This window comes from Streptomyces virginiae, from assembly GCF_040638905.1.
In the GTDB taxonomy this organism is placed as follows: domain Bacteria; phylum Actinomycetota; class Actinomycetes; order Streptomycetales; family Streptomycetaceae; genus Streptomyces; species Streptomyces virginiae_B.
The window spans coordinates 1-25,815 of the sequence record NZ_JBEZYV010000034.1; the positions used below are offsets into that span (position 1 = coordinate 1).

31 protein-coding genes are annotated in these 25,815 nt (G+C 72.6%); 22 read left to right on the forward strand and 9 right to left on the reverse strand.

All coding sequences use genetic code 11. From position 1 onward, the window contains the following. Positions 1-111: 111 nt before the first annotated feature. Positions 112-897: an alpha/beta fold hydrolase gene (locus AB0F82_RS31340; protein ID WP_362633586.1), complete on the reverse strand. Its 786-nt coding sequence runs from the start codon at positions 895-897 to the stop codon at positions 112-114. Between the two features lie 122 nt (positions 898-1,019). On the opposite strand from AB0F82_RS31340, the gene AB0F82_RS31345 reads away from it, so the two are divergent. Together AB0F82_RS31345 and AB0F82_RS31350 are read left to right on the forward strand one after the other, a co-directional pair. Then, positions 1,020-1,589 carry a TetR/AcrR family transcriptional regulator gene (locus tag AB0F82_RS31345; protein WP_356813739.1) on the forward strand — a complete coding sequence of 190 codons (570 nt, stop codon included), beginning with the start codon at positions 1,020-1,022 and terminating at the stop codon, positions 1,587-1,589. Positions 1,590-1,664: 75 nt separating this feature from the next. Beyond that, positions 1,665-2,561 (forward strand): phosphatidylinositol-specific phospholipase C, encoded by an 897-nt coding sequence (locus AB0F82_RS31350; protein WP_362633588.1) that lies wholly within the window; start codon positions 1,665-1,667, stop codon positions 2,559-2,561. On the opposite strand, the gene AB0F82_RS31355 is transcribed toward AB0F82_RS31350, so the two are convergent. The 3 genes from AB0F82_RS31355 to AB0F82_RS31365 form a co-directional block, all read right to left on the reverse strand. Then, positions 2,541-3,986: a sensor histidine kinase gene (locus AB0F82_RS31355; RefSeq protein WP_356813737.1), complete on the reverse strand. Its 1,446-nt coding sequence runs from the start codon at positions 3,984-3,986 to the stop codon at positions 2,541-2,543. The genes AB0F82_RS31350 and AB0F82_RS31355 overlap by 21 nt on opposite strands. Next, positions 3,983-4,714, reverse strand: coding sequence for a response regulator transcription factor (locus AB0F82_RS31360; RefSeq protein ID WP_362633592.1), 732 nt, complete (start codon positions 4,712-4,714; stop codon positions 3,983-3,985). The genes AB0F82_RS31355 and AB0F82_RS31360 overlap by 4 nt, the downstream gene beginning before the upstream one ends. A gap of 78 nt (positions 4,715-4,792) precedes the next feature. Then, entirely contained in the window at positions 4,793-6,043 is a 1,251-nt protein-coding gene (locus AB0F82_RS31365; RefSeq protein WP_362633594.1) for a S1C family serine protease, read from the reverse strand. 196 nt (positions 6,044-6,239) lie between these two features. Here AB0F82_RS31365 and AB0F82_RS31370 point away from each other — a divergent pair, with 196 nt between their 5' ends. After that, a complete protein-coding gene (locus AB0F82_RS31370; RefSeq protein WP_362633596.1) occupies positions 6,240-6,611 on the forward strand; it encodes a hypothetical protein in 372 nt (123 codons plus the stop codon). Positions 6,612-6,622: 11 nt separating this feature from the next. On the opposite strand, the gene AB0F82_RS31375 is transcribed toward AB0F82_RS31370, so the two are convergent. Together AB0F82_RS31375 and AB0F82_RS31380 are read right to left on the reverse strand one after the other, a co-directional pair. Continuing rightward, positions 6,623-7,645 carry a LacI family DNA-binding transcriptional regulator gene (locus AB0F82_RS31375; protein ID WP_030659049.1) on the reverse strand — a complete coding sequence of 341 codons (1,023 nt, stop codon included), beginning with the start codon at positions 7,643-7,645 and terminating at the stop codon, positions 6,623-6,625. Between the two features lie 70 nt (positions 7,646-7,715). After that, positions 7,716-8,498: a response regulator transcription factor gene (locus AB0F82_RS31380; protein ID WP_362633598.1), complete on the reverse strand. Its 783-nt coding sequence runs from the start codon at positions 8,496-8,498 to the stop codon at positions 7,716-7,718. A gap of 471 nt (positions 8,499-8,969) precedes the next feature. On the opposite strand from AB0F82_RS31380, the gene AB0F82_RS31385 reads away from it, so the two are divergent. The 13 genes from AB0F82_RS31385 (at position 8,970) to ygfZ (ending at position 18,828) form a co-directional block, all read left to right on the forward strand. Next, entirely contained in the window at positions 8,970-9,224 is a 255-nt protein-coding gene (locus AB0F82_RS31385) for a MoaD/ThiS family protein (RefSeq protein ID WP_356813731.1), read from the forward strand. 10 nt (positions 9,225-9,234) lie between these two features. Beyond that, entirely contained in the window at positions 9,235-10,914 is a 1,680-nt protein-coding gene (locus AB0F82_RS31390; RefSeq protein WP_362633602.1) for a hypothetical protein, read from the forward strand. 63 nt (positions 10,915-10,977) lie between these two features. Continuing rightward, complete coding sequence (locus tag AB0F82_RS31395) at positions 10,978-11,694, forward strand: LmeA family phospholipid-binding protein (protein ID WP_356813730.1); 717 nt, start codon at positions 10,978-10,980, stop codon at positions 11,692-11,694. A 161-nt stretch (positions 11,695-11,855) separates the two neighbouring features. Next, a complete protein-coding gene (locus AB0F82_RS31400; protein WP_350206375.1) occupies positions 11,856-11,939 on the forward strand; it encodes a putative leader peptide in 84 nt (27 codons plus the stop codon). Positions 11,940-12,117: 178 nt separating this feature from the next. Beyond that, entirely contained in the window at positions 12,118-12,963 is an 846-nt protein-coding gene (locus AB0F82_RS31405; protein WP_362633605.1) for a sulfurtransferase, read from the forward strand. 55 nt (positions 12,964-13,018) lie between these two features. Then, positions 13,019-13,309 (forward strand): DUF1416 domain-containing protein, encoded by a 291-nt coding sequence (locus tag AB0F82_RS31410; RefSeq protein WP_030030422.1) that lies wholly within the window; start codon positions 13,019-13,021, stop codon positions 13,307-13,309. A 127-nt stretch (positions 13,310-13,436) separates the two neighbouring features. Beyond that, positions 13,437-13,700, forward strand: coding sequence for a DUF3099 domain-containing protein (locus tag AB0F82_RS31415; RefSeq protein WP_356813728.1), 264 nt, complete (start codon positions 13,437-13,439; stop codon positions 13,698-13,700). A 114-nt stretch (positions 13,701-13,814) separates the two neighbouring features. Continuing rightward, the gene (locus AB0F82_RS31420; RefSeq protein ID WP_362633609.1) at positions 13,815-14,603 is read left to right on the forward strand and encodes a hypothetical protein; all 789 of its coding nucleotides are present in this window, start codon (positions 13,815-13,817) and stop codon (positions 14,601-14,603) included. Then, on the forward strand, positions 14,600-15,472 hold the full coding sequence (locus AB0F82_RS31425) for a hypothetical protein (protein WP_362633611.1): 873 nt from the start codon (positions 14,600-14,602) through the stop codon (positions 15,470-15,472). The genes AB0F82_RS31420 and AB0F82_RS31425 overlap by 4 nt, the downstream gene beginning before the upstream one ends. Continuing rightward, the gene (locus tag AB0F82_RS31430; RefSeq protein WP_362633613.1) at positions 15,469-16,452 is read left to right on the forward strand and encodes a hypothetical protein; all 984 of its coding nucleotides are present in this window, start codon (positions 15,469-15,471) and stop codon (positions 16,450-16,452) included. Before AB0F82_RS31425 ends, AB0F82_RS31430 begins: the two co-directional genes overlap by 4 nt. A 269-nt stretch (positions 16,453-16,721) precedes the next feature. Next, entirely contained in the window at positions 16,722-17,294 is a 573-nt protein-coding gene (locus tag AB0F82_RS31435; RefSeq protein ID WP_356813724.1) for an FABP family protein, read from the forward strand. Positions 17,295-17,373: 79 nt separating this feature from the next. Continuing rightward, positions 17,374-17,838, forward strand: a complete 465-nt coding sequence (locus tag AB0F82_RS31440) for a Fur family transcriptional regulator (protein ID WP_356813723.1) — start codon at positions 17,374-17,376, stop codon at positions 17,836-17,838. A gap of 21 nt (positions 17,839-17,859) precedes the next feature. Continuing rightward, positions 17,860-18,828 carry a CAF17-like 4Fe-4S cluster assembly/insertion protein YgfZ gene (gene ygfZ / locus AB0F82_RS31445; RefSeq protein WP_356813722.1) on the forward strand — a complete coding sequence of 323 codons (969 nt, stop codon included), beginning with the start codon at positions 17,860-17,862 and terminating at the stop codon, positions 18,826-18,828. Positions 18,829-18,838: 10 nt separating this feature from the next. Here the strand turns inward: ygfZ and dtd are convergent, their stop codons facing one another. Continuing rightward, positions 18,839-19,264, reverse strand: a complete 426-nt coding sequence (dtd, locus tag AB0F82_RS31450; RefSeq protein ID WP_356813721.1) for a D-aminoacyl-tRNA deacylase — start codon at positions 19,262-19,264, stop codon at positions 18,839-18,841. A gap of 136 nt (positions 19,265-19,400) precedes the next feature. Between dtd and AB0F82_RS31455 the strand changes: the two genes are divergently transcribed. From AB0F82_RS31455 to AB0F82_RS31465, 3 genes are read left to right on the forward strand one after another with little or no spacing between them, the layout of a single operon-like run. After that, positions 19,401-19,982, forward strand: a complete 582-nt coding sequence (locus AB0F82_RS31455; RefSeq protein ID WP_356813720.1) for an RsiG family protein — start codon at positions 19,401-19,403, stop codon at positions 19,980-19,982. Between the two features lie 47 nt (positions 19,983-20,029). After that, positions 20,030-21,274 (forward strand): GNAT family N-acetyltransferase, encoded by a 1,245-nt coding sequence (locus AB0F82_RS31460; RefSeq protein WP_362633618.1) that lies wholly within the window; start codon positions 20,030-20,032, stop codon positions 21,272-21,274. Positions 21,275-21,326: 52 nt separating this feature from the next. Continuing rightward, a complete protein-coding gene (locus tag AB0F82_RS31465; RefSeq protein WP_362633620.1) occupies positions 21,327-22,088 on the forward strand; it encodes a putative protein N(5)-glutamine methyltransferase in 762 nt (253 codons plus the stop codon). 33 nt (positions 22,089-22,121) lie between these two features. On the opposite strand, the gene AB0F82_RS31470 is transcribed toward AB0F82_RS31465, so the two are convergent. Next, a complete protein-coding gene (locus tag AB0F82_RS31470) occupies positions 22,122-22,436 on the reverse strand; it encodes a deoxyxylulose-5-phosphate synthase (RefSeq protein ID WP_362633623.1) in 315 nt (104 codons plus the stop codon). Positions 22,437-22,604: 168 nt separating this feature from the next. On the opposite strand from AB0F82_RS31470, the gene AB0F82_RS31475 reads away from it, so the two are divergent. The 3 genes from AB0F82_RS31475 to AB0F82_RS31485 all read left to right on the forward strand — a co-directional run bounded on the left by AB0F82_RS31475 (position 22,605) and on the right by AB0F82_RS31485 (position 24,067). Then, positions 22,605-23,006, forward strand: coding sequence for a helix-turn-helix domain-containing protein (locus AB0F82_RS31475; RefSeq protein WP_356813716.1), 402 nt, complete (start codon positions 22,605-22,607; stop codon positions 23,004-23,006). Positions 23,007-23,029: 23 nt separating this feature from the next. After that, on the forward strand, positions 23,030-23,584 hold the full coding sequence (locus AB0F82_RS31480; RefSeq protein WP_362633627.1) for a hypothetical protein: 555 nt from the start codon (positions 23,030-23,032) through the stop codon (positions 23,582-23,584). Positions 23,585-23,728: 144 nt separating this feature from the next. After that, positions 23,729-24,067, forward strand: coding sequence for a DUF2516 family protein (locus AB0F82_RS31485; protein WP_356813714.1), 339 nt, complete (start codon positions 23,729-23,731; stop codon positions 24,065-24,067). 79 nt (positions 24,068-24,146) lie between these two features. On the opposite strand, the gene AB0F82_RS31490 is transcribed toward AB0F82_RS31485, so the two are convergent. Then, positions 24,147-25,637, reverse strand: a complete 1,491-nt coding sequence (locus tag AB0F82_RS31490) for a PP2C family protein-serine/threonine phosphatase (RefSeq protein ID WP_436842206.1) — start codon at positions 25,635-25,637, stop codon at positions 24,147-24,149. Positions 25,638-25,815 lie beyond the last annotated feature (178 nt).

The following is a 25,815-nucleotide window of genomic DNA, read 5'->3' on the forward strand; positions in this document are numbered from 1 at the left end:
CGTCAACATGTACCACCCGCCCACCGCCCGCCGGGTGGGGGGGCGGGCCTGTCGGCCCGCCGCCCCTCCGGCGTTTCCCCGCGCACCCCCGTGGCGCGGGGGACCCGTGGGTCAGAGGGCCGCCAGGAAGGCCCCGACGGCCCGGTGGAAGCCGTCCGGGTCGGTGAACGGTACGAAGTGGTCGCCGTCGAGGGGCGCGTACGAGGTCTTCGGGCGCCGGGCGACCATCGCGTCGGCGACGGGCTGCGTGAGCGCCTGGCTCCGGGTGCCGTGGATCAGCAGGGCCGGGCAGGTGCTCGCGAGCCAGGCGTCCCAGTGGTCGCCGGCGCAGGCATGGATGGAGTCGAGCATGTCCTGCGGGTGGTAGGCCAGGCGCCAGCCGCTGCCGTCGGGCAGGGGGCGCAGCCCGTCGGCGACGAAGGGCGCTGCGGCCGGTCCGGCGGCGGCGAGGAGTTCCTCGCGGGTGGAGGCGGTGTAGGGGAGGCCGCCCAGGAAGTCGAACCAGTTCGGTCCGTCGGGGATGCGGATGTCGACGGTGGCGTCGACGCCGACGAGCGCGGAGATCCGCTCCGGGTGGGTGGCGGCCAGGTGGTAGGCGTTGGTTCCGCCCAGGGAGTAGCCGAGGAGCGGTACGGGGGCGTCCAGGGCGAGGTGGTCGAGGAGGGCGAGGGCGTCGCGGACGTAGCCCTCGCGGCGGTAGTCGGGCGCCCGGTCCGACGCGCCGTGGCCGCGCTGGTCGGGGGCGATGACCCGCCAGCTGTCGCCGAGGGCGGCGGCGAGGCCGGTGAAGGCGACGGCCTCGGACATGCCGCCGTGCAGGGCGAGGAGTGGTCGGCCGGTGCCGCCGAAGTCCAGGTAGGAGAGGGTCCTGTTCTCGATCTTCAGCTCGTGGCGCATGTTCTTGCCTCCCGAGGGCTTGTGGATCTTTCCGACGGTTCCACCGTGCCAGGAGTTGGGCAAGCGCGCAATACGCTTGTATGGCGCGCTTGCCCAAAGCGGCGGTGGATACGATCCCCGGCATGGGAAATCGTGAGGACCTGCTGGCCGGAGCCCGGCGCTGCCTGGAGGAGAAGGGCTACCTGCGCACCACCGTGCGCGACATCGCCACGGCCGCGGAGGTGAGCATGGCGGCGATCGGATACCACTTCGGGTCGCGCGAGGCGCTGCTCAACCAGGCGCTGTTCGCCGCGATGGAGGAGTGGGCCGCGGGATCCGGCAGGCTCGCCGGAGAGGGTGAGACCGCGGGGGAGCGCTACGCCGACACCTGGGACCGCAAGATCCGGGACTTCGGCGAGACTCGCTGGCTGTGGCTGGCCTCCGTGGAGGCCTTCGTGCACGCGCAGTCCTCGCCCGAGCTCCTCGCGATCCTGGCCGAGGGGCAGCGCCGGAACCGCCGGATGGTGGCCGCCGCGCTGCGCGGGGTGCCGGAGTCCGAGGTGTCGCAGGAGGACGTGCGTGCCCTCGGCTCGATGCACATCGCGCTGCTGAGCGGGGTCATGGTGCAGACCCTGACCGATCCGGAGCAGGCTCCGGACGGCCGGGAGCTGCTCCGGGGGCTGCGCGAGATGGTCGGGCTGCTCGAAGACTGACCGCTACCGACAGGTGGTAACTGTGACGTGTACACGCCATAATCCGGCCATCACCGGGTCGGCGAAGGGGCGGGCATGGGCACGGTCACGAGCACGGGCATGGGCATGGGCCGGCGGGCGTTCCTGGCCGGAGCGCTGGCCGCGGGAGCGGCCGCCGGACTGGGGGCCGCACCCGCCCCGGCCGCCGCGGCGGCCCTGGGCACGCAGGACTGGATGTCCGGCCTCGGCGACTCCACCCCCCTCCAGCGGATGACCATCCCCGGCACGCACGACTCCGGGGCGGCCAAGGGCGGCCTCTACGTCGCCTGCCAGAACACTTCGATCGCCCAGCAGCTCGACTCCGGCATCCGCTTCCTCGACGTCCGCTGCCGGGTCACCGGCGGATCCTTCGCGATTCACCACGGGTCCTTCTTCCAGGACCTGATGTTCGGGGACGTCCTCGTCGCCTGCTGGAACTTCCTCTCCGCGCACCCCGGCGAGACCGTCCTGATGCGGGTCAAGCAGGAATACTCCGGGGAGAGCGACGCCACCTTCCGCGCCGTCTTCGACGACTACCTCGACCACCGCGGCTGGCGTCCGCTGTTCCGGATCGCCGACGCCCTGCCCGCGCTGGGGCAGGCCCGCGGGAAGGTGGTCCTGCTCGCGGACAACGGCGGCCTGCCGGGCCTGCGCTACGGCGACGGCAACGTCTTCGACATCCAGGACGACTGGAACGCCGAACCCTTCGCCAAGCGCGGGAAGATCGAGAACCACTTCCGCAAGGCCGTCCAGCAGCCCGGCAAGCTCTTCGTGAACTACGTCAGCACCTCCGCCTACATGCCGCCGCGCTGGAACTCCGACCGGCTCAACCCGCAGGTGCACTCGTTCGTCGACGGCGGGGAGATGGCCGGCCGGACAGGGCTCGGCATCGTCCCCATGGACTTCCCCAACACCCGCTCCGGCCTGGTCGCCTCACTGATCCGGCACAACTGACGGCTCGGAGGGCGGCGGGGTCGGCGCGCCCGGGATGCGGAGCACCGCCTCCGTGCCCCCACCGCCGTCCGCCGCCGCCCGCAGCTCGGCGCTGCCGCCCGCGCGGGCCGCCGTACGGGCCACGATCGACAGGCCCAGCCCGCTGCCGGGCAGGGCGCGGGCGGACGGGGAGCGCCAGAACCGCTCGAAGACGTGCGGCAGGTCCTCGGCCGGGATGCCCGGCCCGTGGTCCCGTACGGTCAGCTCGCCCGCCCGCAGCGTCACCTCGACCGCGCCGCCCGGCGGGCTGAACTTCACCGCGTTGTCCAGGACGTTGACCACGGCACGCTCCAGCGCCGCCGCCTCGCCCCGTACGTACCAGGGTTCCAGGTCCGACGCGAAGGCCAGCTCCGGACCCCGCAGCCGGGCCCGCGACAGCGCGGCCGCGGCGATCTCGTGCAGGGCGACCACCCCGAGCCGGCCCGGGGCGGCCGCGTCCGGCCGGGACAGCTCCTGCAGGTCCCCGATCAGCGAGGCCAGTTCCGTCATCTGCGCCTTGACCGAGGCCAGCAGCTCCCGCCGGTCGTCGGGCGGGATGGCCCGGCCGGTCTCCTCACTGCGCGCGAGGAGCTCGATGTTGGTGCGCAGCGAGGTCAGCGGAGTGCGCAGCTCGTGACCCGCGTCCGCGATCAGCTGGGCCTGCCGCTCCTGGGAGGAGGACAGGGCCGCCGTCATCGCGTTGAAGGACCGCGACAGGCGGGCGATCTCGTCGTCGCCCTCGTCGGGGATCCGGACGGTCAGGTCCTCGGTACGGGCGATGTGCTCGACGGCGTCGGTCAGCTCGTCGACGGGCTGCAGCCCGGTACGGGCCACCCACAGGCCGGCCACGCCGGCGCCGACGACCCCGATGCCGGAGACGAGGAGCAGCACCCAGGCCAGGGTGGACAGGGGCTTGTCGATGTCGGCGAGCGGTTTGGCGATGGAGACGCCGCCGAAGACCTGGCCGGTGTCCGGGGCCACCACCGGGATCGTGAAGACGCGCATCTCGATGCCGGCGGAGGTCGTCACGGTCTGCAGGGTCTTGCCCCGCCGGCCCGCCGCGATCTCCTTGTCGGCCTCGGTCACCGGCAGGGCGGTCGGCCCGGCGACCCAGCAGTGGCGGCCGTCGGGGAGGACGATCTGGACGGTCGCGCCCAGGTTTCCGGCGGTCTGCTGCCGGGGCTGCTGCGGGGGCGGGAGACAGTCGTTCTGAATCACGATGCGGTTCACCTCGGCGCCGACGTTCGTCGCCACCAGGGAGCGGTCGAGCTGCTCGCGCAGCTGGGCGCGCACCATCACCCAGGACACCGCGGACACCGTGGCCACGGCGAGGGCCACCGCCACCGTGACCAGCAGGGCCAGCCGCGAGCGCAGCGGAAGGGCGCGGAAGCGGGCGACCGGGCTCACTCGGGCCCGCCGTCGCCGGCGCGCAGTACGTAACCCACCCCGCGCACGGTGTGGACCAGGCGCGGCTCGCCGCCCGCCTCGGTCTTGCGGCGCAGGTACATCACGTACACGTCCAGGGAGTTGGAACTGGGCTCGAAGTCGAAGCCCCACACGGTCTTGAGGATCTGTTCGCGGGTCAGGACCTGGCGCGGGTGCGCGAGGAACATCTCCAGCAGCGTGAACTCGGTGCGGGTCAGCTCCACCGGCCGCCCGGCCCGGGTGACCTCACGGGTCGCGAGGTCCATGCGCAGGTCGCCGAAGGTCAGGGCGTCCTCGTGCGCGTCGGCGCCGGCCTGCGGGGCGGCGTAGGCGCTGCGGCGCAGCAGGGCGCGGACGCGGGCGAAGAGCTCGTCGAGCTCGAAGGGCTTGACGAGGTAGTCGTCGGCGCCCGCGTCGAGGCCGGTGACGCGGTCGCCGACGGTGTCGCGGGCGGTGAGCATCAGGATGGGGGTGACGCTGCCGGAGGCGCGCAGCCGACGCGCCGCCGTGAGCCCGTCCATCCGCGGCATCTGGATGTCCAGCACGATCAGGCCGGGGGCGTACGAGGCCGCTTTGTCGAGGGCGTCGAGGCCGTCGACGGCGGTCTGTACGGCGTACCCCTCGAAGGCGAGGCTGCGGCGCAGGGCCTCGCGTACGGCCGGTTCGTCGTCGACGACGAGGATCCGCGCTTCGCCTTCGGCGGGGTTCATGGATGGGTCTCCCAGGTGTGGTGGTCGGCCGGTGGCTCCGATGATGAGGGCGCCTCCAGCCTCGCACGGGCCGGACGGCTAGAAAGAGGTGCCGAAGCCGTTGGCGAAGGAGTCGCCGCCGGAGTCCCCGGGGTTGGCGGAGGTTCCCTTGCCGCCGGGGCCGCCCTTGCGCAGGGAGTCCAGGTCGGCCTTGATCGTGTCGACCGGGATGGCGAAGCCGAGGCCGACGCTGCCGGCGGCGGAGCGGTCCGAGGAGGGGGAGTAGATCGCGGAGGGCATGCCCACGATCTCGCCGTTCATGTTGACCAGGGCGCCGCCGGAGTTGCCGGGATTGAGGGAGGCGTCCGTCTGGAGGGCCTTGTACGAGGTGGTGTCCGAGCCGGTGTTCCCGTTGAACTGGCGGCCGCCGAAGGAGAAGGGCCAGCCGTCCTCGCCCCGCTGCCGGCCCTGCGGGGAACCCTGCTCCGACTTGGGCACCTTCACCTCGCGGTTCAGGGCCGAGACGATGCCGCTGGTCACGGTGCCGGTGAGGCCGTCGGGGGAGCCGATGGCGACGACCTGGTCGCCGACCTTGACGCTGCCGGAGTCGCCGAGTGCGGCAGGCTTCAGACCGCCGGCGCCCTGGAGCTTGATCAGGGCCAGGTCCTTGTCGGGGTCGGTACCGACGGTCTTGGCGGGGTACTTCTTGCCGTCGCTCATCGTCACCCGGATCTCGGTGGCGCCGTCCACGACGTGGTTGTTGGTGGCGATCTCGCCGTCGGCGGTGAGCACGATGCCGGAGCCGGTGCCCTGGCCGGAGCCGGTGCGGGTGTCGATGCGGACGACCGAGGGGCTGAGCTGTTCGGCGATGCCGGAGACGGTGCCGGTGCTGGACTGCGAGACGTTCGTGCCGTTGACCCCGCCGGTCGTGCCGGCCTGCCGGTCCATCAGCTGCTGCACGGCGGCCGCGGTGCCGCCGCCGACCAGGGCGGCGGCGAGCGCGACGGCGGTCAGCAGGGCGGCGGGCTTCTTCGCGCGCCGGTCGGGTGCGGCGTGGGCCGGCCCCTGCCGGGTGCTGGCGCCGCCCTCGCCGCCGGCCGCCGCCGGGACGGTCTCGCCCGCGATGGCCAGCGGCCGGTGCGCCTCGTGCCGGCCGGGCGCGGCCGGCGGGTAGGAGGGCGGCGGCGGATACGCCCCGGTCCCGGTCCCGGTCCCGGTCCCGGTCCCGGTCCCGGCTCCCGGCCCGTGCGCCGGCCGGTCGCGTCCGCGCTGCCGGTCCTCGCCGAACGGCGCGTGGCGGGGGCGGTGTTCCTGCGGGTACTCGCCTTCGCGGCGGAAGCTCTCGGTCATGACACGACTCTCCCCGCCGTTGATGAGAGCTTCCTGAGCCCGGCCTGAGAAGCCCGACAGAACCGCGTATGCCCCATGTAAAGACACTTCCCCGACGGCTCCCCTTTCCGCTATCTTGAACATGTTCAAGTGAACGTGTTCAAATACGGGCCGGGGGTCGGGGATGGACGAGGTCGTGCGGCGGAAGGTGTCCGGCGTGCCGTGGAGGCTGGCGGTGGCAGCGGTCGCCGTGACGGCCGTCGCGGCGGTGTGCGCGGTGACCGTGGGGACGGGGCACGTGCCGGGCGCCGTCCACCTGGTGGTCCTGGCCGTCGTCGCCCTGCCGCTGCTCAGGCGCACCGCCCCGGCGTCCTTCTGCCGGGCCTGCCTGCTCGCCGGGATGGTGCTGCTGTGGGTGTCGCTGCTCGGGGCGAAGTTCGGCCTCGGGCCCGTCGTCCTGGCCTCGTTCCTGCTGCTGGCCGCCTCCGTCGCGGATCGCGACAACCCCCCGGACGGCACGTCGGTGGCGCTGGCCGCGGTGCTGCCGCCGGTGTTCTTCGTGGCGGCCTCCTGCATCTCCCCGCACTGAGGAGAGACGGCCTAACGGCAACCGCAGGAGCGGCGGATCACCAGGGCCGACGGGAACTGCTTGAGGCGTTCGCGGCGCGAGCCGGCCACGCGCAGCCCGTCGTCCAGGACGAGGTCCACCGCCGCGCGGGCCATCGCCGGGCGGTCGGAGGCGATCGTGGTCAGCGGCGGGTCCGTGAGGGCCGCCTCCTTGACGTCGTCGAAGCCCGCCACGGCCAGTTCCCCGGGCACGTCGATCCGCAGCTCGCGCGCGGCGCGCAGTACACCGATCGCCTGGTCGTCCGTGGCGCAGAAGATGGCGGTCGGCCGGTCCGGCCGCGCCAGGACCTCCAGGGCGACCGTGTAGGCGTCGTAGCGGTTGTACGGGGCCTCGATCAGCCGGCCCTCGATCGAGCGGCCCGCCTCCAGCATGGCCCGGCGCCAGCCCTCGACGTGGTCGGCGACCGGGTCGCCGACCGACGGGGTGTTCTCGATCCCGCCGATACAGGCGACGTACTCGTGCCCGTGCTCCAGCAGGTGCCGGGTGGCGAGCTGGGCGCCGCCGATGTCGTCCGTGACGACCGCGACGTCGTCGATCGCCTCCGGGCGCTCGTGCAGGAGCACCACGCGGGCGTCCCAGGCCTCGATCTCACTGGCGGCCTGCTCGCTCATGCCCTGGCTGACCAGGATCAGGCCCGAGACCCGCATCCCGAGGAAGGCCCGCAGGTAGTGGACCTCGCGCTCGGTGCGGTAGTCGGAGTTGCCGACCAGGACCATCTTTCCGCGCTCGGCGGCGGCCTGCTCGACCGCGTGGGCCATCTCCGCGAAGAACGGCTGGCGGGCATCGGGGACGATCATGCCTATGAGGTCGGTGCGCCGCGACGCCATCGCCTGGGCGACCCGGTCCGGGCGGTAGCCCAGGTCCTTGATCGCGGCGAGGACACGCTCGCGCGTGGCCGGGGCGACCGGCCGGGGTCCGTTGTTGATGACGTAGCTCACGACGGCGGTAGAAGTACCCGCAAGTCGCGCTACGTCATCCCGCGTCACCTTGGCCACGCGCGGCAGTCTACGCGGGGTGACCTACCTCTGGGCAGGGCATCCTGAAGACCGGACGATCACCGGCCCTTCAGGCCGACCGGGTGGCGGCCCCGGACGCCGGGACGGGGCCCTCCGCGGCCGCCTCCGCGGCGACCTTGGCCGCCGCCTGGGCCGCTGCCTCCGCGGCCGCCCGCTCGACCTTCTCCGGTGTGACGAAGCGGTAGCCGACGTTGCGGACCGTACCGATCAGCGACTCGTGCTCGGGGCCGAGTTTCGCCCGCAGCCGCCGTACGTGCACGTCGACCGTCCGGGTGCCGCCGAAGTAGTCGTAGCCCCAGACCTCCTGGAGCAGCTGGGCGCGGGTGAAGACCCGGCCCGGGTGCTGCGCGAGGTACTTGAGCAGCTCGAACTCCTTGAAGGTGAGGTCCAGCACCCGCCCCTTGAGCTTGGCGGAGTACGTGGCCTCGTCCACCGACAGGTCGCCGTTGCGGATCTCCATGGGGGAGTCGTCCGAGCCTAGCTGCTGACGGCCGGTGGCCAGCCGCAGGCGCGCCTCGACCTCGGCGGGGCCGGCGGTGTCCAGGAGCACGTCGTCGATGCCCCAGTCGGCGGTGACGGCCGCAAGGCCGCCCTCGGTGACGACCAGGATCAGCGGGCAGCCGGGGCCGGTGGAGCGCAGCAGCTGGCACAGTGACCGGACCTGTGGCAGGTCGCGGCGGCCGTCGACGAGGATGACGTCGGCACCGGGGGTGTCCACGAGGGCCGGGCCCTCGGCCGGCGCCACCCGGACGTTGTGCAGCAGCAGGCCGAGTGCGGGCAGCACTTCGGTGGACGGCTGCAGTGCGTTGGTGAGTAGCAGGAGCGAGCTCATGACCGACCACCTGCCCCGGCCGGACGGTGGTGCACGGATCGCTGGTCCATCACGTCGGTTCCTCCTCGGTCCCGTCGAGGACGTGCGCGGTACTGCTTCGTACGTGTCGCCTGGTGCCCTCGCGGCCCCGCGCCCCGGGGAGTCCGCTCGGACACCACTGTTCTCGGTTCGTTCAACGTGCTGAAAGCACAAAAGGACCCGGGGGCCACATTGCCCGGATCCTCTCGCCAGCAGAATAGCCCACGCGCCGTTTCGGGGCTGAGGCTCTTCCACTCCGTCTTCTGTGGTTCCTGCCACCCTCCTGCCACGTTTCCGCCCTGCGTATGCACCGGTTTCACCGGATCGGGGGCATGCGCGGCGGCGCCGGTCGCCCGCGCCGGCGCACACACGGCGCGTCGGGGCACGCCGGGGGCGGCGGCGCGAGGGGCCATCATGGAGGCCGACGGTAGAGAGCCGACGATAGGAGCTGCAGTGGCAACCGGAACCATCCGCTACTGGGCGGCGGCCAAGGCCGCGGCCGGGACTGCGGAGGAGCCGTACTCGGCGGGGACACTGGCCGAGGCGCTCGAGGGCGTGCGGGAACGCCACCCCGGGGAGCTGACCCGGGTCCTGCTGCGCTGCTCCTTCCTCGTGAACGAAGAACCTGTGGGCAAGCGCCCGCACGATTGCGTACCGCTGACCGAGGGGGGCACCGTCGAGGTGCTCCCGCCGTTCGCGGGCGGGTGAGCGGGAGCCGATGAGCACGCCTGAGGAACAGCAGCGCCGGCAGTACGCGCAGCAGCAGTCAGAGCAGCAGCCGCAGCAGCAGGCTCTGCAGCAGCAGCCTCCGCAGCAGCAGGATCCGTACGGGACCCAGACCTGGCAGGCCGACACCTGGGACACCGGGTACCAGCCGGTGCACCCGCCACTGGGCGCGGTGCCGGGGCAGACCGTCGCGCCCGAGGGCTGGTTCCGGGACGAGGCCGCGGCTCCGGCCGAGCCCGCTCCGGCGCAGGACTGGTCGCAGGACTGGTCGCAGGGCGGTCCGGGTGCGGGGGCCGTGCCCGGTCACGCCGAGCCCTACCCGTCGTACCAGGCCCCCTCCCACTCCCAGCCCCAGCTGCCGCCCCAGTCCCAGCTTCCGGCTCCGGAGGGATGGTTCCGGGACGAGGCCCCGGCGCCGGCCGCGCCCGCGTCCGCCGCCGAGACGGCGTACCTGCCGCCGTACCTGGGTCCCGGGCCGGAGCAGGGCGCCGCCGCGGAGCAGACCGCGTACCTGCCGCCCTACCCCGGTCCGGCGCAGCAGGCCGTCGCTCCGGAGGGCTGGTTCCGGGACGAGGCGCCGGCGGCGGCCGCGCCCGCACCCGCGCAGGACTGGTCGCAGGCCGCCGGGACGGCCGTCCCGGCGGCCGAGACGGCGTATCTGCCGCCGTACCCGGGTCCCGGGCCGGAGCAGGGCGCGGCCGCCGAGCAGACCGCGTACCTGCCGCCCTTCCCCGGCCCCGAGCCGCACCGGCAGGAGCCCGCCGTGGGCGCCGCCGAGCAGACCGCGTACCTGCCGCCCCAGACGGCCGCCGAGCCGGCTGGGGCCCGGGCCCAGGCCGCGGACGGCAACGCCGCCGAGGCGCCGGAGGCCGCCGCCGACTGGTCCCCGCCCACCCTCGGCGGGAACACCGTGCGCGCCGTGGACCCGGCCCAGGCCCGCGCCGAAGGCCGTTCGCCGATCATCGACCCCGGCCCGCAGTCGGCCATATTGACCGCCGCCCTCGGGCTGCTGCTCTCCGCGGCCGCCGTCCTCGGGCAGTTCGCCCTGCTCGTGCCGCTGATCGCACTCCAGGGCCTCACCGCGGCCGGCTGGTTCCGCCTCAACGGCATGTGGCCCGCCCGGCAGGGCATCGCCCTCGCCTTCGCCGGAGCCCTGGTCGCCGACGCGGCCGTGCTCGCGGTGGAGGACGCGTACGGGGCCGGCGCGATCGTCGGCACCCTCGGTGCCTGGGTGCTGCTCACCCTCGTCCTCCAGCTGCGCAGCCACGCGGACCCCGACGAGCGGATGTACGGGCTGATGGCCTCGGTGGCCTCGGCCGCCCTCGCCGTCATCTGCACCGGCTACCTGGCCGCCGACACCGCCGCCGTCACGGTCGGCGCCGCCGCCGTCGCGGTCGCCGTCTTCGTGCGCGCGCTGCCGCTGCCCACCGCCACCTCGGTCGGCGTCGCGCTGGCCACGGCCGCCGGCGCGGGCGTCGCGGTCGGCGGGCTCACCTCCGTCGGAGTGGGCGGGGCGCTGCTGGGCCTTGCCGCGGGGGTGTGCGCGCTGGTCGGACTGCGCGTGGCGGCGTACGACTACCCGTCGAAGTTCGTGCACATGACGGCCGGTGTCGCGCTGCCGCTCGCGGCCGCCGCTCCCGCCGTGTACCTGATGGGACGGGTGGTGGGCTGATACCCGTCCGACACGGAGCATGGTCCACTAGAACGCACGTACCGATTAGTAGGGGGAGGGCGCGTGCGGGTTCTGCGTGTCGTTGTGATCGTCGGAGTGGTGCTGGCGGCCCTGTTCGCCGGAGTGGACCGGTGGGCGGCCGGCTATGCCGAGAACCGGCTGGCCGAGCGGATACAGGCCCGCCAGGGACTGGCCGGTACCGCCGAGGTGGAGATCCACGGGTTCCCCTTCCTCACCCAGGCGCTCAGCCACGACCTGGACCGGGTCGACCTCGGCCTGCGGGGCGTCGAGGTCATGGCGGACGGCCGCAAGACGCGGCTCGCGGAGCTCGACGCGAGCTTCCACGGCGTGAAGCTGAACGGTGACTACAGCGGCGGCACGGCCGAGCGGGCCACCGGCACCGCGCTCATCACCTATGCCGACCTGACCGCCGCCTCGCAGACCGGCGCGACCCTCTCGTACGGCGGCGCGCCCGGCAAGGTGAAGGTCACCGCGTCGGTGGACATCGTCGGCAGGACGCTCTCGCGCAGCGTGATCTCGACGATCACGCTCGTGGACGCGCCGGACTCCAAGGGCGGCAAGATCGTCCGAGTGCACGCCGAAGAGGTGCCGGGTGAGGGCATCCCCGGGCTGGAGCGCCAGGTGCGCAAGCGGACCGACTTCGACCGCGACCTCGGCACCGGCCTTCCGGCCGGGCTGCAGCTCTCGGCGCTGACCTCGGACGAGGCCGGTGTGCACCTCACGCTGGGCGGCTCGAACGTGGTGATGGCCGGATCGTGAGACGGAGCGGTCCGATCCGCAGAAGGACGGGCCGCGCGGCGGGCCGGAGGGGCGCCGCGGCACCCGGAACGGGGCTTCGCATCCCACCATACGGACGATCCTGTCTCGAAATATGACACACCGGTGACAGGGCGGCTGATTCGTCCCTACGATCCATGGCTATGAAGCATCAGCAGGCGGACCTCACGAAGCGACGGGCAGTAGACCTGTGTCGCGTCGCCGCCATGCTCTGTCGATCCATGTGACGTGTGAGCGCATCCGCTCCATCAGCCGGACGACGGCCCCGACAGGCCCTTCCCGCGTGACCGCAACCGCCTCCTGAACCCTGACGCCTCCCCGCGCAGGAAACCGAGCGCACCCGCAGGCACGCAGCACAGCGCAACCCGCACCGCCCCGCCGCACACTGCCCCGGAGGAGAACACCATGAGCCGCAGCGACGTCCTCGTAGACGCCGACTGGGTCGAGGCCCACCTGAACGACGCCAACGTCGTCATCGTCGAGGTGGACGAGGACACGTCCGCCTACGACAAGAACCACATCACCAACGCCGTCCGGATCGACTGGAAGAGCGACCTCCAGGACCCGGTGCGCCGCGACTTCGTGGACCAGGAGGGCTTCGAGAAGCTCCTCTCCGCCAAGGGCATCTCCAACGACGACACCGTCGTCCTCTACGGCGGCAACAACAACTGGTTCGCGTCCTACGCCTACTGGTACTTCAAGCTCTACGGCCACCAGGACGTCAAGCTCCTCGACGGCGGCCGCAAGAAGTGGGAGCTCGACTCCCGCGACCTCGTCGACGGCAAGGACGTCCCGAACCGCCCGGCCACCGAGTACAAGGCCAAGGCCCAGGACACCTCGATCCGCGCCTTCCGTGACGACGTCGTGGCCGCGATCGGCTCCCTGAACCTGGTCGACGTCCGGTCCCCCGACGAGTTCTCGGGCAAGCTGCTCGCCCCGGCGCACCTCCCGCAGGAGCAGTCGCAGCGCCCCGGCCACGTGCCGAGCGCCCGCAACATCCCGTGGTCGAAGAACGCCAACGACGACGGCACCTTCAAGTCGGACGACGATCTCAAGGCCCTCTACGAGGCCGAGCAGGTCGACCTGGCGAAGGACACCATCGCCTACTGCCGCATCGGTGAGCGCTCCGCGCTCACGTGGTTCGTGCTGCACGAGCTCCTGGGCCAGGAGAACGTCAAGAACTACGACGGCTCGTGGACCGAGTACGGCTCGCTGGTCGGCGTGCCGATCGAGCTCGGCCCCAACAAGTAATCCCCGGGCACGCGACGCCCTCGTAGTACGACCCCTCCAGGACAGGACAGAGAACATGTGTGGAGCACAGATCGGCGGGCCCGACCTCGCGACCCTCAAGCCCGGTGAGACCGCCATCCAGGGCCAGGTGACCAAGGACGGCGAGCCCGTCAGCGGTTACGTGCGGCTGCTGGACTCGACCGGCGAGTTCACCGCCGAGGTCCCGACCTCGGCCACCGGCCAGTTCCGCTTCTACGCCGCCACCGGCTCCTGGACGCTGCGGGCGCTCGTCCCGGGTGCCCAGGCGGACCGTGCCGTCGTGGTCGCCGAGGCCGGCGGCGTGACGGACGTGGCGATCGCGGTCTGAGCACCGCGCATGTGATCGCCTGATCGAACGGCCGAAGGGCCGCACCCCCGGGGGTTGGACGCCACTGGAACGGGGTGCGGCCCTTCGTGCCGTTCCCGGTCCGGGCGTGCCGCCCTACCCTGGAAGCATGTACGCCCGGCGCCGGCGCGCCTACTTCCTGCTGATGGGCGGATGCCTGTTCCTCTTCGTCTCCGCCTGGGCCTTCGTGCGCCTGTGGTCGGTCGAGGCCGCGGTGGCCATGTGCGTGGTCGCGATGGTCATCCCGCCCGTCGCCGCGATGATCGCGAACCGGCGAGGCCCGGACGACCGCTGGTGGGACGACCCCTCGGGCGACCCGAAGTCCGATGAGTGGTGGGACGAACTGGACGGAAAGCGGCGCCACGAGGACTGAAGCGGTCGCGAGACGAGAACGTGATCCAGCTTCGTACAACTGCTCCCCTCCGCTGCGGGTCATGGGGTACGCGCGGGTAACCAGCCCGCGCCTCGCGGTTGTGTGGGGGACCTTTTGGAACACGAACAGACCATCCCTGAGCAGCGGAAAGAGGGGGAGAACGGACCGGAGTCGGGCACTTCGGTTCCGCGCCGACGCGCGGGGCGCACGACGCTCCTGATCGCGGGCGCGGCCGTGCTCGGCGTCCTCGCCGGCACGGTCACCGGCTACGCGGTCCAGTACCAGCGGCAGCCCACGGCGCTGCCGCCGCTGGCCCAGCAGCAGATGGCCGGGCCGAAGCCGGCGGCCATGAACGACGCGACGAGCCGCCGCTCGATCAACGCCAACCGCTGGCACAAGGCGGACGAGGACCTGGCCAAGAAGCTGGTGGACCTCCCCGGCGGCGTACAGGACAGCTTCTCGGGACCCGTGTCCACGGACACGTTCTCGGCGGAGTACTTCCTCGAGCCCTCCGAGGCGGTCGGCTCGCTCATCAGGCAGACCAAGCGCCTCGCCACCGCCCGGTGGTCCGAGAACGACCGGAACTTCGTCGAGATCAACCTGCTCCAGTTCCGCGACCGCGGGGGTGCCGACGACTTCTACACGGAGATCGTTCAGTACATGCCCGAGAAGGACCACGCGGGCAACACGGGCAAGGACCTCCCGGGCGCTCCGTCGGACTTCGGGCACATGTGGATCGACTCCAAGGCGCATCAGGAGCCCGGTTACCACCCGCTCCGGCAGGGCCGCGCCGTGGTCCGGCGCGGCGACATCGTCATGAGCATCGAGTACACGAACAACCGCGGCGAAGTCGACGAGAAGGCCCTGGTCGAGCTGGCCAAGCGACAGATGGAGCGGCTGTGAGCGAGCAGCAGAACGCAACCGGGCCCGAGTCGGCGCCCGCACCCGCGGCCGCGCCCGCGGCGACGTCCGCGGTGACGTCCGACCCCGTGCCCGCGGCGACGCCCGACGCCGCGCCCGTGCGCAAGAGGAACCGCAGGACGCTCGCGCTGGTCTCGGCGGCCGTGGGCGTCGTCGTCCTCGCGGGCGGCGGTGTCGCCGCTGCGGCCGCGCTCGCGGACGCCGACCGGACCTCGCCCACGCGGTACTGGGTGGCCGAGGACCACACGACCGGCGGCACTTCGGTCCCGGTTCCGTCCGTGCCGCCGAACGAGCTGACGGGCAAGCTGATGCCGCTGCCCGCCGACTACTGGCCGGGCCCCGACCTCGACCCCGAGGGCAACCACTACTTCCTCCCGAGCGACAAGGCGCTGCAGAGCTTCAAGGACGCCCGTACGGGCCTCTCCAGCAGCGAGCGCGCCGAGCGGGACAAGTCGCTGGCGGACCTGAAGCTCAAGGGCATGGCCGGGCGCAGCTACGCCCGCGGCGAGGGCTACGGCGGCGCGGTCGCCGAGATCCGGCTCATCCAGGCCGATGCGCAGCAGCTGGCCAAGTTCGGCGAGTTCACCAAGAAGCTCATCGAGCTCACCGCCGCCGGCGGCGAGGCCCCCCAGGTGGAGGGCTACCCGCAGGCCAAGTGCGGGCTGGACGACTCGCTCAAGGGCGGGAAGGACGGCAAGGAGAAGATCGACGCCCTCGACTGCGTGGCCGTCGAGGGGGACGTCCTCGTCATCTTCCGCATGTACGGGAGCAAGGGATTCGCGGTGAAGGACGCCGCGAGCCTGTTCAAGCAGCAACTCGACCACCTCAAGTCCCCCGGGGAGTCCGCGTGAGCGAGCAGAACACCACCGCCCCCGAGGCCGAGCACGAGGCGGTGACCGCGCCCGCGCCGCAGGCCGAGCCCGAAGCGGCGAAGCCGGCCGAAGCGGCGCCGGCTGCCGAAGCGGCGCCCGAGCCCGAAGCGGCGCCCGAGGGCGAAGCCGCCCCCGCGCCCGTCGGCGGGGCCGCGGCCCCGTCCAAGGACCGGCGGGCGCTGCGCGCCGCCCTGCGCTGGACCGCCGCCGTCGCCGTCTTCGCCGCGGTCGGCGCCGGAGTCGCGTACGGGATCACCGTGCCGGAGCGCACCGACGTCCCCGGCCTGTCCACCGAGGGCGACGGCCGCTGGACGTACCCGGAGCTCTCCCCGCCCGCGCTGCCCGCCGGCGCGCCCCTGCCCCAGGGCCCGGACAACAAGGACGGGACGCACTACGCGCAGCTCACCGGCCTGCTCCTGCCCGCTCCCCAGGGCGCCAAGGCTGACGACGCGGTCAAGGCCGACAAGGACGGGACGGTGCCGGTCGACTCCTTCATGGAGGAGTACGCGCCCGAAGCCCGCGAGAAGCTCAGGACATCCCTCGAATGGGACGGGCTGCGGCAGGTCGTCGGCCGGGGCTGGACGACGCCGGACGGCACGCGTACGCACGTCTACCTGCTTCGCTTCCACTCGTCGGGCTTCGTCGACGCCTTCAAGGGCTGCGACACCAACGCACAGCTGACCGGCGTCTCGGCCCTGGACCTGGACGACGTCTGGAGCAAGGCCAAGAACACCCAGATGAACAGCACCGCGCTGGACTTCCCCGGCGCCGCCAACTTCGACGGCACCGACCTCAGCGTGTACCAGGAGGTGAAGCCCATCACCGGCGAGGAGCAGACCAAGGTCGGCTGCCTCCGGACGGGTGACGTCCTGGGCATGGTCATCCAGACCCGCAAGGGCGAGGTGGCGCCCGTCCCCTTCCACCAGACGGTGATCCTGCAGAGCCAGCTGCTGAGCTGACCACCGGGCGGGCGCCGTACGGCCCACCTCACACCGTGCGCCGGTTCCCGGGCCAGTAGGCTTGGGGACCGGCCCCGTACAGCCCCGAAACGATTCCGAGGAGCACCCCGTGCTTGAGGCAGTCTTCACCTCCCTGCTGGTCCTGGTCTGCGTCGGCGTCATGGCCTTCACCGGCCTGGCCGTCAAGAAGCTGTACCAGGGTCAGCGCTGAGCACCGGCTCAGCTGACCGCCCCGGAACCCCTCCCACAGATCGCCTGAGCAGCCATTCATGATCCAGATCCCGTCCGACCTGAACCCGGGCCTCGTCCCCCTCGCCTTCCTCCTCGGCACCTGGGAGGGTGCGGGAGTCTTCGACTTCCCCGGTGAGGAGAAGTGCAACTTCGGCCAGGAGGTCGTCTTCAGCCACGACGGCCGGGACTTCCTGCAGTACGCCTCCCACACCTGGGTCCTCGACGCCGAGGGCAACAAGGTGCGGCCGCTGGAGTCCGAAGCGGGTTACTGGCGCATCGACAAGGACCGCAAGGTCGAGATCGTCATGGTCCGCGACCAGGGCGTCGTGGAGGTCTGGTACGGCGAGCTGGCCGACCAGAAGCCCCAGATCGACCTGGTCACCGACGCGGTCGCCCGGACCGCGGCCTCCGGCCCGTACAGCGGCGGCAAGCGGCTCTACGGCTACGTGAAGAGCGACCTCATGTGGGTCGGCGAGAAGGCCACCCCGGACGTCGAGCTGCGCCCGTACATGTCGGCCCAGCTCAAGAAGGTCGTCACGCCCGAGGAGGTCGCCGAGATGGCGCGCAACCTCCCGGACATGCCGGACGACGGCATCGCCTTCTTCCGCTGAGCGGCAACCTCCACAGGCTGTGCGCGAAAGGGGACCTCGGGCTCGACCGCGGTCCCCTTCGCACACATACACTGGCGGGGTGGTGAGCACCGAGAGCGCCGAAGGAACCCCGGGCACCGACTGGAAGGCCGACCTGCGCCGGCGCGGGTACCGGCTGACGCCGCAGCGCCAGCTCGTGCTGGAAGCCGTCGACGCTCTGGAGCACGCCACGCCGGACGAGATCCTCGCGGAAGTGCGCAAGACGGCCTCGGGGGTCAACATCTCCACCGTCTACCGGACGCTGGAGCTGCTGGAGGAGCTCGGACTGGTCTCGCACGCCCACCTCGGGCACGGGGCCCCCACCTACCACCTGGCCGACCGGCACCACCACATCCACCTGGTGTGCCGTGACTGCGCCGACGTCATCGAGGCGGACGTCGACATCGCCGCCGAGTTCACCGCGAAGCTCCGTACGACCTTCGGCTTCGAGACCGACATGAAGCACTTCGCGATCTTCGGACTGTGCAAGAAGTGCGCCGCCGAACAGCGTGCCGCGTCCGCGTAGCAGGGTCGTAGGCTTGGTCGCATGACCAGCAGCCCCTTGCTCCATCTTCCCGGCGCCGTCCCGGCCGAAGGCCGCGACGAGGGCGTCGCCGCCCACTACGGCGAGCTGTACGGCGAACAGCGCGCCCTCGCCGACGGCCGCGGCTTCGTCGACCTCTCCCACCGCGGGGTCGTCTCCGTCACCGGACCGGAGCGGCTGAGCTGGCTGCACCTGCTGATCACCCAGCACGTCACCGATCTCCCCGCCGGACAGGCCACCGAGGCGCTGATCCTCTCCGCCAACGGCCACATCGAGCACGCGCTCTACCTCGTCGACGACGGCGAGACCACCTGGGCGCACGTGGAGCCCGGCACCCAGGGCGAGCTGATCGCCTACCTGGAGTCGATGAAGTTCTTCTACCGCGTCGAAGTCGCCGACCGCACCGAGGAGTTCGCGGTCGTGCACCTTCCGGCGGGCTCCATCGCCGAGATCGCCAAGGACTTGGTCGTGCGCGAGACCGCGTACGGCCGTGACGTCTTCCTGCCCCGCGCCGAGCTGGAGGCCTTCGCCGCCGCGCACGGCCCGGCCGCCGGCCTCCTCGCCCACGAGGCCCTGCGCGTCGAGGGACACCGCCCGCGGGTCGGCATGGAGACCGACCACCGCACCATCCCGCACGAACTGGGCTGGATCGGCACTGCCGTGCACCTGCAGAAGGGCTGCTACCGCGGCCAGGAGACGGTCGCCCGCGTCCACAACCTCGGCAAGCCCCCGCGCCGCCTGGTCTTCCTGCACCTGGACGGCTCCGAGGTGGTCCTCCCGGCGCACGGCGCCCCGGTACGGCTCGCCGCGGACGGGGAGGAGGGCCGGCAGCTGGGCTTCGTGACCACCGCCGTCCGCCACCACGAGCTGGGCCCGATCGCCCTCGCCCTGGTCAAGCGGAACGTTCCGGTCGACGCGCCGCTGCTGGTGGGCGGCACGGCCGCCGCCCAGGAGGTCGTCGTAGCGCCCTGACGCGCCGCTCTCACACGTCGACGACGATGGTGAACGGGCCGTGGTTGGTCAGCGACACCCGCATGTCCGCCCCGAAACGGCCCGTCGCCACGGTCGCGCCCAGCGCACGCAGCTGCGCGACGACCTCGTCGACCAGCGGCTCGGCGACCGGACCGGGCGCCGCCGCGTTCCACGTGGGGCGCCGCCCCTTGCGGGCGTCGCCGTAGAGCGTGAACTGGGAGATCACCAGCAGCGGTGCGCCGTTGTCGCTGCAGGACTTCTCGCCCTCCAGGATCCGCACAGACCACAGCTTGCGCGCCAGCGCCGCCGCCTTCTCCGGCGTGTCGTCGTGGGTCACCCCCACCAGCACGCACAGCCCCTCGCCGACGATCTCGCCCACGGTCTCGCCGCCGACGACGACGCTCGCGCCGTCCACCCTCTGCACCACAGCTCGCATACCCCCTGTGTACCAGCCTTGCACCCGTCCGGGGCCGATCGGGTGGAGTGGGACTGCACCGGGGCCACGGAGAGTGGCACGATGCACGCAGGCGGTGCGGGTGCGCCGCACCGGTCGAGGGGACGGACTCGTTCGTATGAATACTTCTGGTACAGCCGTACCTGCGTCACCCGCTTCCGTCGCAGCTGCCGCGGTACGACCGCCCGCGCAGCGCACGGCCGAGACGCAGGAGCCGGGCCCGGCGGCCCCGGCCACCGCGCTCGGGCTGCCCGAACTGCGCGCGCTGCGCCGCGACGCGCAGCGCGACGAGGCCGACCTGAGCTACGTGCGCAGACTGCTCCAGGGCCGCATCGACATCCTGCGCGCCGAGCTCGCCCGGCGCACCGACCCCGAGGCGCCGGTGGTGGACCGGCTCTCGGTGATCCTCGCCGACGCCCCCTCCAGCCGCAGCGCCTCCGCCCGGCACGTCACGCTCGGCACCCCGCACAGCGAGGAGTACCGGGTGCTGGCGGCGGAGATGCTCGCCGATGTCGAGCTGTCGGACCTGGAGGCCCGCACGGACGGTGAACTTCACGACGGGATGGGGCGGCTGGTGCGCTACGAGCAGCAGGTCTCTCGGCGCCGACAGCAGCTCCAGCGCACGGTCGACGAGTGCAGTGTGGAGATCACCCGGCGGTACCGGGAGGGAGAAGCGCAGGTGGACGACCTGCTGGTGTAAGGAAATTCGGGCGACCCGCGCCGGTCCGGCGATTAGCGTGGGCCGCTATGAGTGCTGACGTCCGGCCGATCGCCGAATCCGAGCTCCACGACTGGCTGCGCGCCGTCCACACCGGTTTCCTGACCGCGACCCGGGTGACGGACTCCGATGTCGCCCAGCGCGCCAAGTACAACGACCTCGCCCGGACCCAGGGCGCGTTCGACACCGACACCGGCCGCTGCGTGGCCGCCTTCCGTTCCTTCGCGCAGGAGTTGACCGTGCCCGGCGGCGCGGCCGTCCCCTCCAGCGCGGTCTCCAACGTGGGCGTGCTGCCCACCCACCGCCGGCAGGGTCTGCTGACCCGCATGATGCGCGCCGAGTTCGCCGCGGCCGCGGCGCGCGGCGAGGCGCTGGCGACGCTGATCGCCGCCGAGTACCCGATCTACGGGCGGTACGGCTTCGGGCCCGCCACATCCCTCGTGGAGTGGGAGATCGACGTACCGCGCACCGGGCTGGACCGGCGGCTGGCGGCGCCCGTGGACGGCGGGCGGATCGAGCTGGTGGACGCGGCCGACTTCCGGCGGTTCGGCCCGGGGCTCCACGACCGGCTGCGGGCGGCCACTCCTGGGGCGGTGAACCGCGACGAGCGCTGGTGGAACCTGGCCACCGGGCTGGAGGAGTTCTCGCACCGGCCGTACAAGGAGAAGTTCCACGCCGTGTACCGGACGGCGGAGGGCGAGGTGGCCGGCGTGGCCGTCTACACCGCCGACGACCACTGGACGGACGCGAAGCTCCCGCAGAACACCGTGCAGGTGCGGGACCTGCTGGCGCTCACCCCGCAGGCGGAGCGGGCGCTGTGGCAGTTCCTGTGCTCGATCGACTGGGTGCAGAAGGTCCGCACGGGCTACCGGGCCCCCGACGACCTGCTCCCCGAGCTGCTGCCCGACCCGCGGTCGGCGCGGGTCGTGACGTCCGCGGACTTCCTGTGGGTGCGGGTGCTGGACGTCGTTCGCGCCCTGGGCGCGCGGACGTACGAGGTGCCGGGGGTGCTCGTACTGGAGGTCACGGACGAGGCGGGCCCGGCGGCCGGGCGCTACCGGCTGGACGCGGCGGCGGGCGTGTGCGAGCGCACGCGGGAGCCGGCGGACCTACGGCTGGACGTGTCCGCGCTGGGATCCTTGTACCTGGGTGACGCTTCCGCGGTACGGCTGGCCGCGCTCGGGCGGGTGGCCGGGGAGCGGCCGGGCGCGGTCGCGCTGGCGGACGCGGTGTTCCGCACCGCGCGCCGTCCGTGGTGCCCGGACATCTTCTGAGGTCGCGGACCGAGGACGAAGGACCGAGGACGAAGGACAGAGGACTGAGGTTTTGACGTCACTTGTGGAATCCCTGCGCGCGGCCGGCTGTGTCTTCGCGGAGGAGGAGGCGGAGCTGCTGAGCGGCGCCGCCCGGGACGACGCGCACCTGGCGCGGCTGCTGGCCCGCCGGGTCGGCGGCGAACCGCTCGAACACGTCGTGGGCTGGGCGGAGTTCTGCGGACTGCGCGTACAGGTCGGCGCGGGTGCCTTCGTGCCGCGCAGGCGCACGGAGTTCCTGGTGCAGGAGGCGCTGGCGCTGACCCGGCCGGGCGCGGTGGTGCTGGACCTGTGCTGCGGCGTCGGCGCGCTGGGCGCGGCGGTGGCGGCGCACTCCCCGGGCGGGGTGGAGCTGCACGTGGCCGACATCGACCCGGCGGCTCTGGCGTACGCGCGGCGCAACGTGGCCCCGTACGGCGGCCGGGTGTGGGAGGGCGATCTGTACGCCGCGCTCCCGGCCGAGCTGCGCGGGCGGGTGGACGTGCTGGTGGTCAACGCCCCGTACGTGCCCACGGAGGAGATCGGCCTGATGCCGTCGGAGGCGCGCGACCACGAGCCGCGGGTCTCGCTGGACGGCGGGGCCGACGGCCTGGACGTCCACCGCCGGGTCGCCGCGGGCGCCCTGCCCTGGCTGGCCCCGGGCGGCCGCCTGCTGATCGAGACGAGCGCGCGCCAGGCCCCGTCGACGGCCTCGGCGCTGACCTCCGCGGGCCTCGCGGTCCGTGCGGTCACCTCGGAGGAGCTGTACGCGACAGTGGTGATCGGCACGTCCTGAACCGGCTGTCGCCCGCGCGCGCCCGCTCCGCTGTCACCGGGTGGCGAGCGCGCGGGCGACCGGCACCCCGGTACGCCGGGCGTACGCGAGCCGCTCGCGCACCTCGCGCAGGCTCCGCGGCCGGTAGCCGGGTCCGCATCCGCAGCAGGCCTGCCGGAAGTCGAGCCCGGCGTGCAGGAGTACGGACAGGACCCGCCAGGCGTCCCGGTCCCGCCGCGGCGGCGCCTCGAAGGCGTCCCCGGCGAGGACGAGGGCCCGGCGGCAGCGGGGGCAGTGGTACTCGCGGTACTCGGAGTGCTTGAAGGACACACGGCAGTCGAGGCAGACGTAGGCAGAGCGATGCGGCATGCGGCCAGTCTCCGTCGGCGCACCGCCGCCCCGCGAAGGGATTTCCGATGGCTTCAGCGGCTGACCGCGGCTCGGCGGACGGCGTGGTCGGCGTGGTCGGCGGCGCGAGCGGGAGATGTTGCAAGCATCTGCTTGCAAAAGTTAGCGGCGTCGGGCAGGATCGGCACCATGGCATCGCTCAACGTCGGAAACCTCGGCGAATACCTCCGTGAGCAACGGCGGCAGGCGCAGCTCTCGCTGCGGCAGCTGGCCGACGCCGCGGGGGTGTCGAATCCGTACCTGAGCCAGATCGAGCGCGGGCTGCGCAAGCCGAGCGCGGACATCCTCCAGCAGCTGGCCAAGGCGCTGCGGATCTCCGCGGAGACGCTGTACGTGCAGGCCGGGATCCTTGACGAGCGGGACCGCGACGAGGTGGAGACGCGAGCCGTCATACTCGCCGACCCCTCCATCAGCGAGCGGCAGAAGCAGGTGCTGCTCCAGGTCTACGAGTCGTTCCGCAAGGAGAACGCACTCGACGAGCCCGCCGTTCCCGGCGTTCCCGCTGACGAGATGCCGTCGAAGACCGACTGAAGTTGATCCGGGAGGACCAGCACATGGCCATCGCCGATGACCTGAAGAAGACCCTCACCGACCCCACTCCCCTCTACTTCGCCGCCGGCACCGCCGATCTCGCCGTGCAGCAGGCGAAGAAGGTGCCGGAGCTCATCGAGCAGCTGCGCGCCGAGGCCCCCGCGCGCATCGAGGCCGTGAAGAACACGGACCCGAAGGCCGTGCAGGACGCGGTCACCGCCAAGGTCGCCGAGGTGCTCGGCGCGATCGACCCGAAGAAGATCGGTGAGACCGCCCAGGACCTGGCGCTGCGCGGTGTCGGCGTGGCCGCCGAGTACGCGGTGCGCGCCAAGGAGACCTACGACAAGGTCGCCGAGCACGGTGAGCAGGCCGTACGGGCCTGGCGCGGCGAGGTCTCCGAGGAGATCGTCGACATCGCCGTCGTCGTCGAGCCGCGTCCGGAGCGGAAGGCGGAGGCCGAGGAGGCCGCGGAGCCGGCGGCCGAGGCCGCCGCCGACGAGCAGCCCGCCGCCAGGAAGCCCGCCACGCGCAAGGGCACGGCCAAGAAGGCCGCCGTCACGGCGGACGACGCGAGCTGAGCCGCACGCCCGCATGGGCGATCACGGGCCGGGCACCCTTCAAGGGCCCGGCCCGTTGTGGTTGATGGAGGGTCGTGTGCCGGTAGCGTGGAGTGAGGCGGCACCGCAAGTGCCAAGCGCGAGCAGGAGAAGGCGGTCGAAGCGATGTTGATGGACGGGTTCGATCGAGGGGTGATCCCGCTTCTCGGGCTCGCCATGCTGGTGCTCGCCGTCGTGGCCTTCGGGTTCGCGCTGGTGGCGCGGGACGACGCGTACCGGGCGGCGGACAAGCAGAGCAAGACCTTCTGGCTGGTCATCCTGGGCATCACCGTGCTCGTGGACGCCTTCCTGGGGATGCTCTTCCTGCAGATCGCGGGCCTGGTGGCGACCATTGTGTTCTTCGTGGACGTACGGCCGGCCCTCAAGCAGGTCTCGGGTGGCGGCCGTCGCAGCGGTGGCAGCAGCAGCGACGGCCCGTACGGCCCGTACAACGGGGGTCGGTAGCCGGGGACGGCGGCGGTGGCCCGGGACGGCGGACGGTAGCCGGGGACGGCTGGGGTCCGGCGGGGTCGGCTGAGGGAGGTCAGCCCTCGGAGCGGGAAAGCAGGACCACGGCCACGTCGTCGGTGAGCTCGCCGCCGTTGAGGCGGCGCGCTTCGGTGACGGAGGCCTCCAGCAGCCCCTCACCGCTCAGACCGCGGTCCAGGTGGCGGTTGATCATCTCGACCATGCCGTCCTGGCCCAGGCGTTCCTTGCCCTCGCCGATCCGTCCCTCGATGAGCCCGTCGGTGTAGAGCATCAGGCTCCAGGTGCCGCCGAGCTCGACCTGCCGGCGCGGCCAGCGGGCCCGGGGCAGCAGTCCGAGGGCCGGACCGCTGTTCTCGTAGGGCAGGAGCCGCGCGCGGCGGCCCGGCCGGGAGATCAGCGGGGCGGGATGTCCGGCCAGGCACAGGCCCGCGCGGCGGCCGTCCGGGGCGATGTCGACGGTGCACAGCGTCGCGAAGATCTCCTCGCAGGGACGCTCCACCTCCAGCACCTCCTGGAGGGTGGCCAGCAGGTCGTCGCCGCACAGGCCCGCCAGGGTCAGGGCGCGCCAGGCGATGCGGAGCTCGACGCCGAGGGCGGCTTCGTCGGGGCCGTGGCCGCAGACGTCGCCGATCATGGCGTGGACGGTGCCGTCGGGGGTGCGGACGGTGTCGTAGAAGTCGCCGCCGAGGAGGGCCCGGCTGCGGCCGGGGCGGTAGCGGGCGGCGAAGCGCAGATCGGAGCCCTCAAGGAGCGGGGTGGGGAGCAGGCCGCGCTCCAGGCGGGCGTTCTCCTGGGCGCGCAGTTTCGATTCTGCAAGCTTGTACTGGGCAATGTCGGCCCGTTTTCTCTCCACGGCGTAGCGGATGGCGCGGCTCAGCAGCCGGCCGTCCAGCTCGTCCCGGAAGAGGAAGTCCTGGGCGCCGACGCGGACGGCCTCGGCGGCGCGCTCGGCGTCGTCCTCGTCGGTGAGGACGAGGACGGCGTGGCGCGGGGCGAGGCGCAGCACCTGGTGGAGGACGGCGAGCTGCGGGTCGGCGGTGGCGGTGGCCGTGGCGGTGACCGTCCCGGACCCCCCGGACGCGCCGGATGCCCCCGGAGCCCCGGCCGACGTGAGCGGGATGCGGGCGCCGGTGCCGGGCAGCGACAGGTCGAGCAGGATGCAGTGCACGTCGGGGGTGAGCAGCCGCTCGGCCTCGGTGAGGTTGCGGGCGGTGCGGAGCCGGATGCGGTGGCCGTCGGCGTCGAGGATCTCGGGGACGGTGAGCCCGCCGGCGGGGTCGTCCTCGATGACCAGGAGGGTCAGGGCGGTGGTCTGAGGGGTCGCCTGCGCCAGGCCGGCACCTATGGAGGCAGGCGGGGCGGCGGTGTGCAGAACGGCCTGACCGCTCTCCGTGGCGGGGGTGTCCCTCTGCCTCGGTACGGGTACGGGCATCGTTTCCGGTTCCTTCCCTCCCCCCGAGGGTGCGCTCGTCCGGCAGACCCTAGCGGTCGTTGCCCCGCGAACGGAATGCCGTTCTTGGCGCGGGCCTCCGTCATATGCCGTCATCACGGGGGAAACTCGGCCTCACTGGATGACAAAGGTCACGGCGGGGCCGTGTTCCGTCCCGCCAGACGAGACGTGTGCCACAGCCCCGGGGTTGCCTCTCCACCCGCGCCGGCCCCGGCCGGTCGCCCGCCGCCCGCCCCGAGCCGGGCGCCGGCCCCCGTCCCCGAGCCGGGCGCCG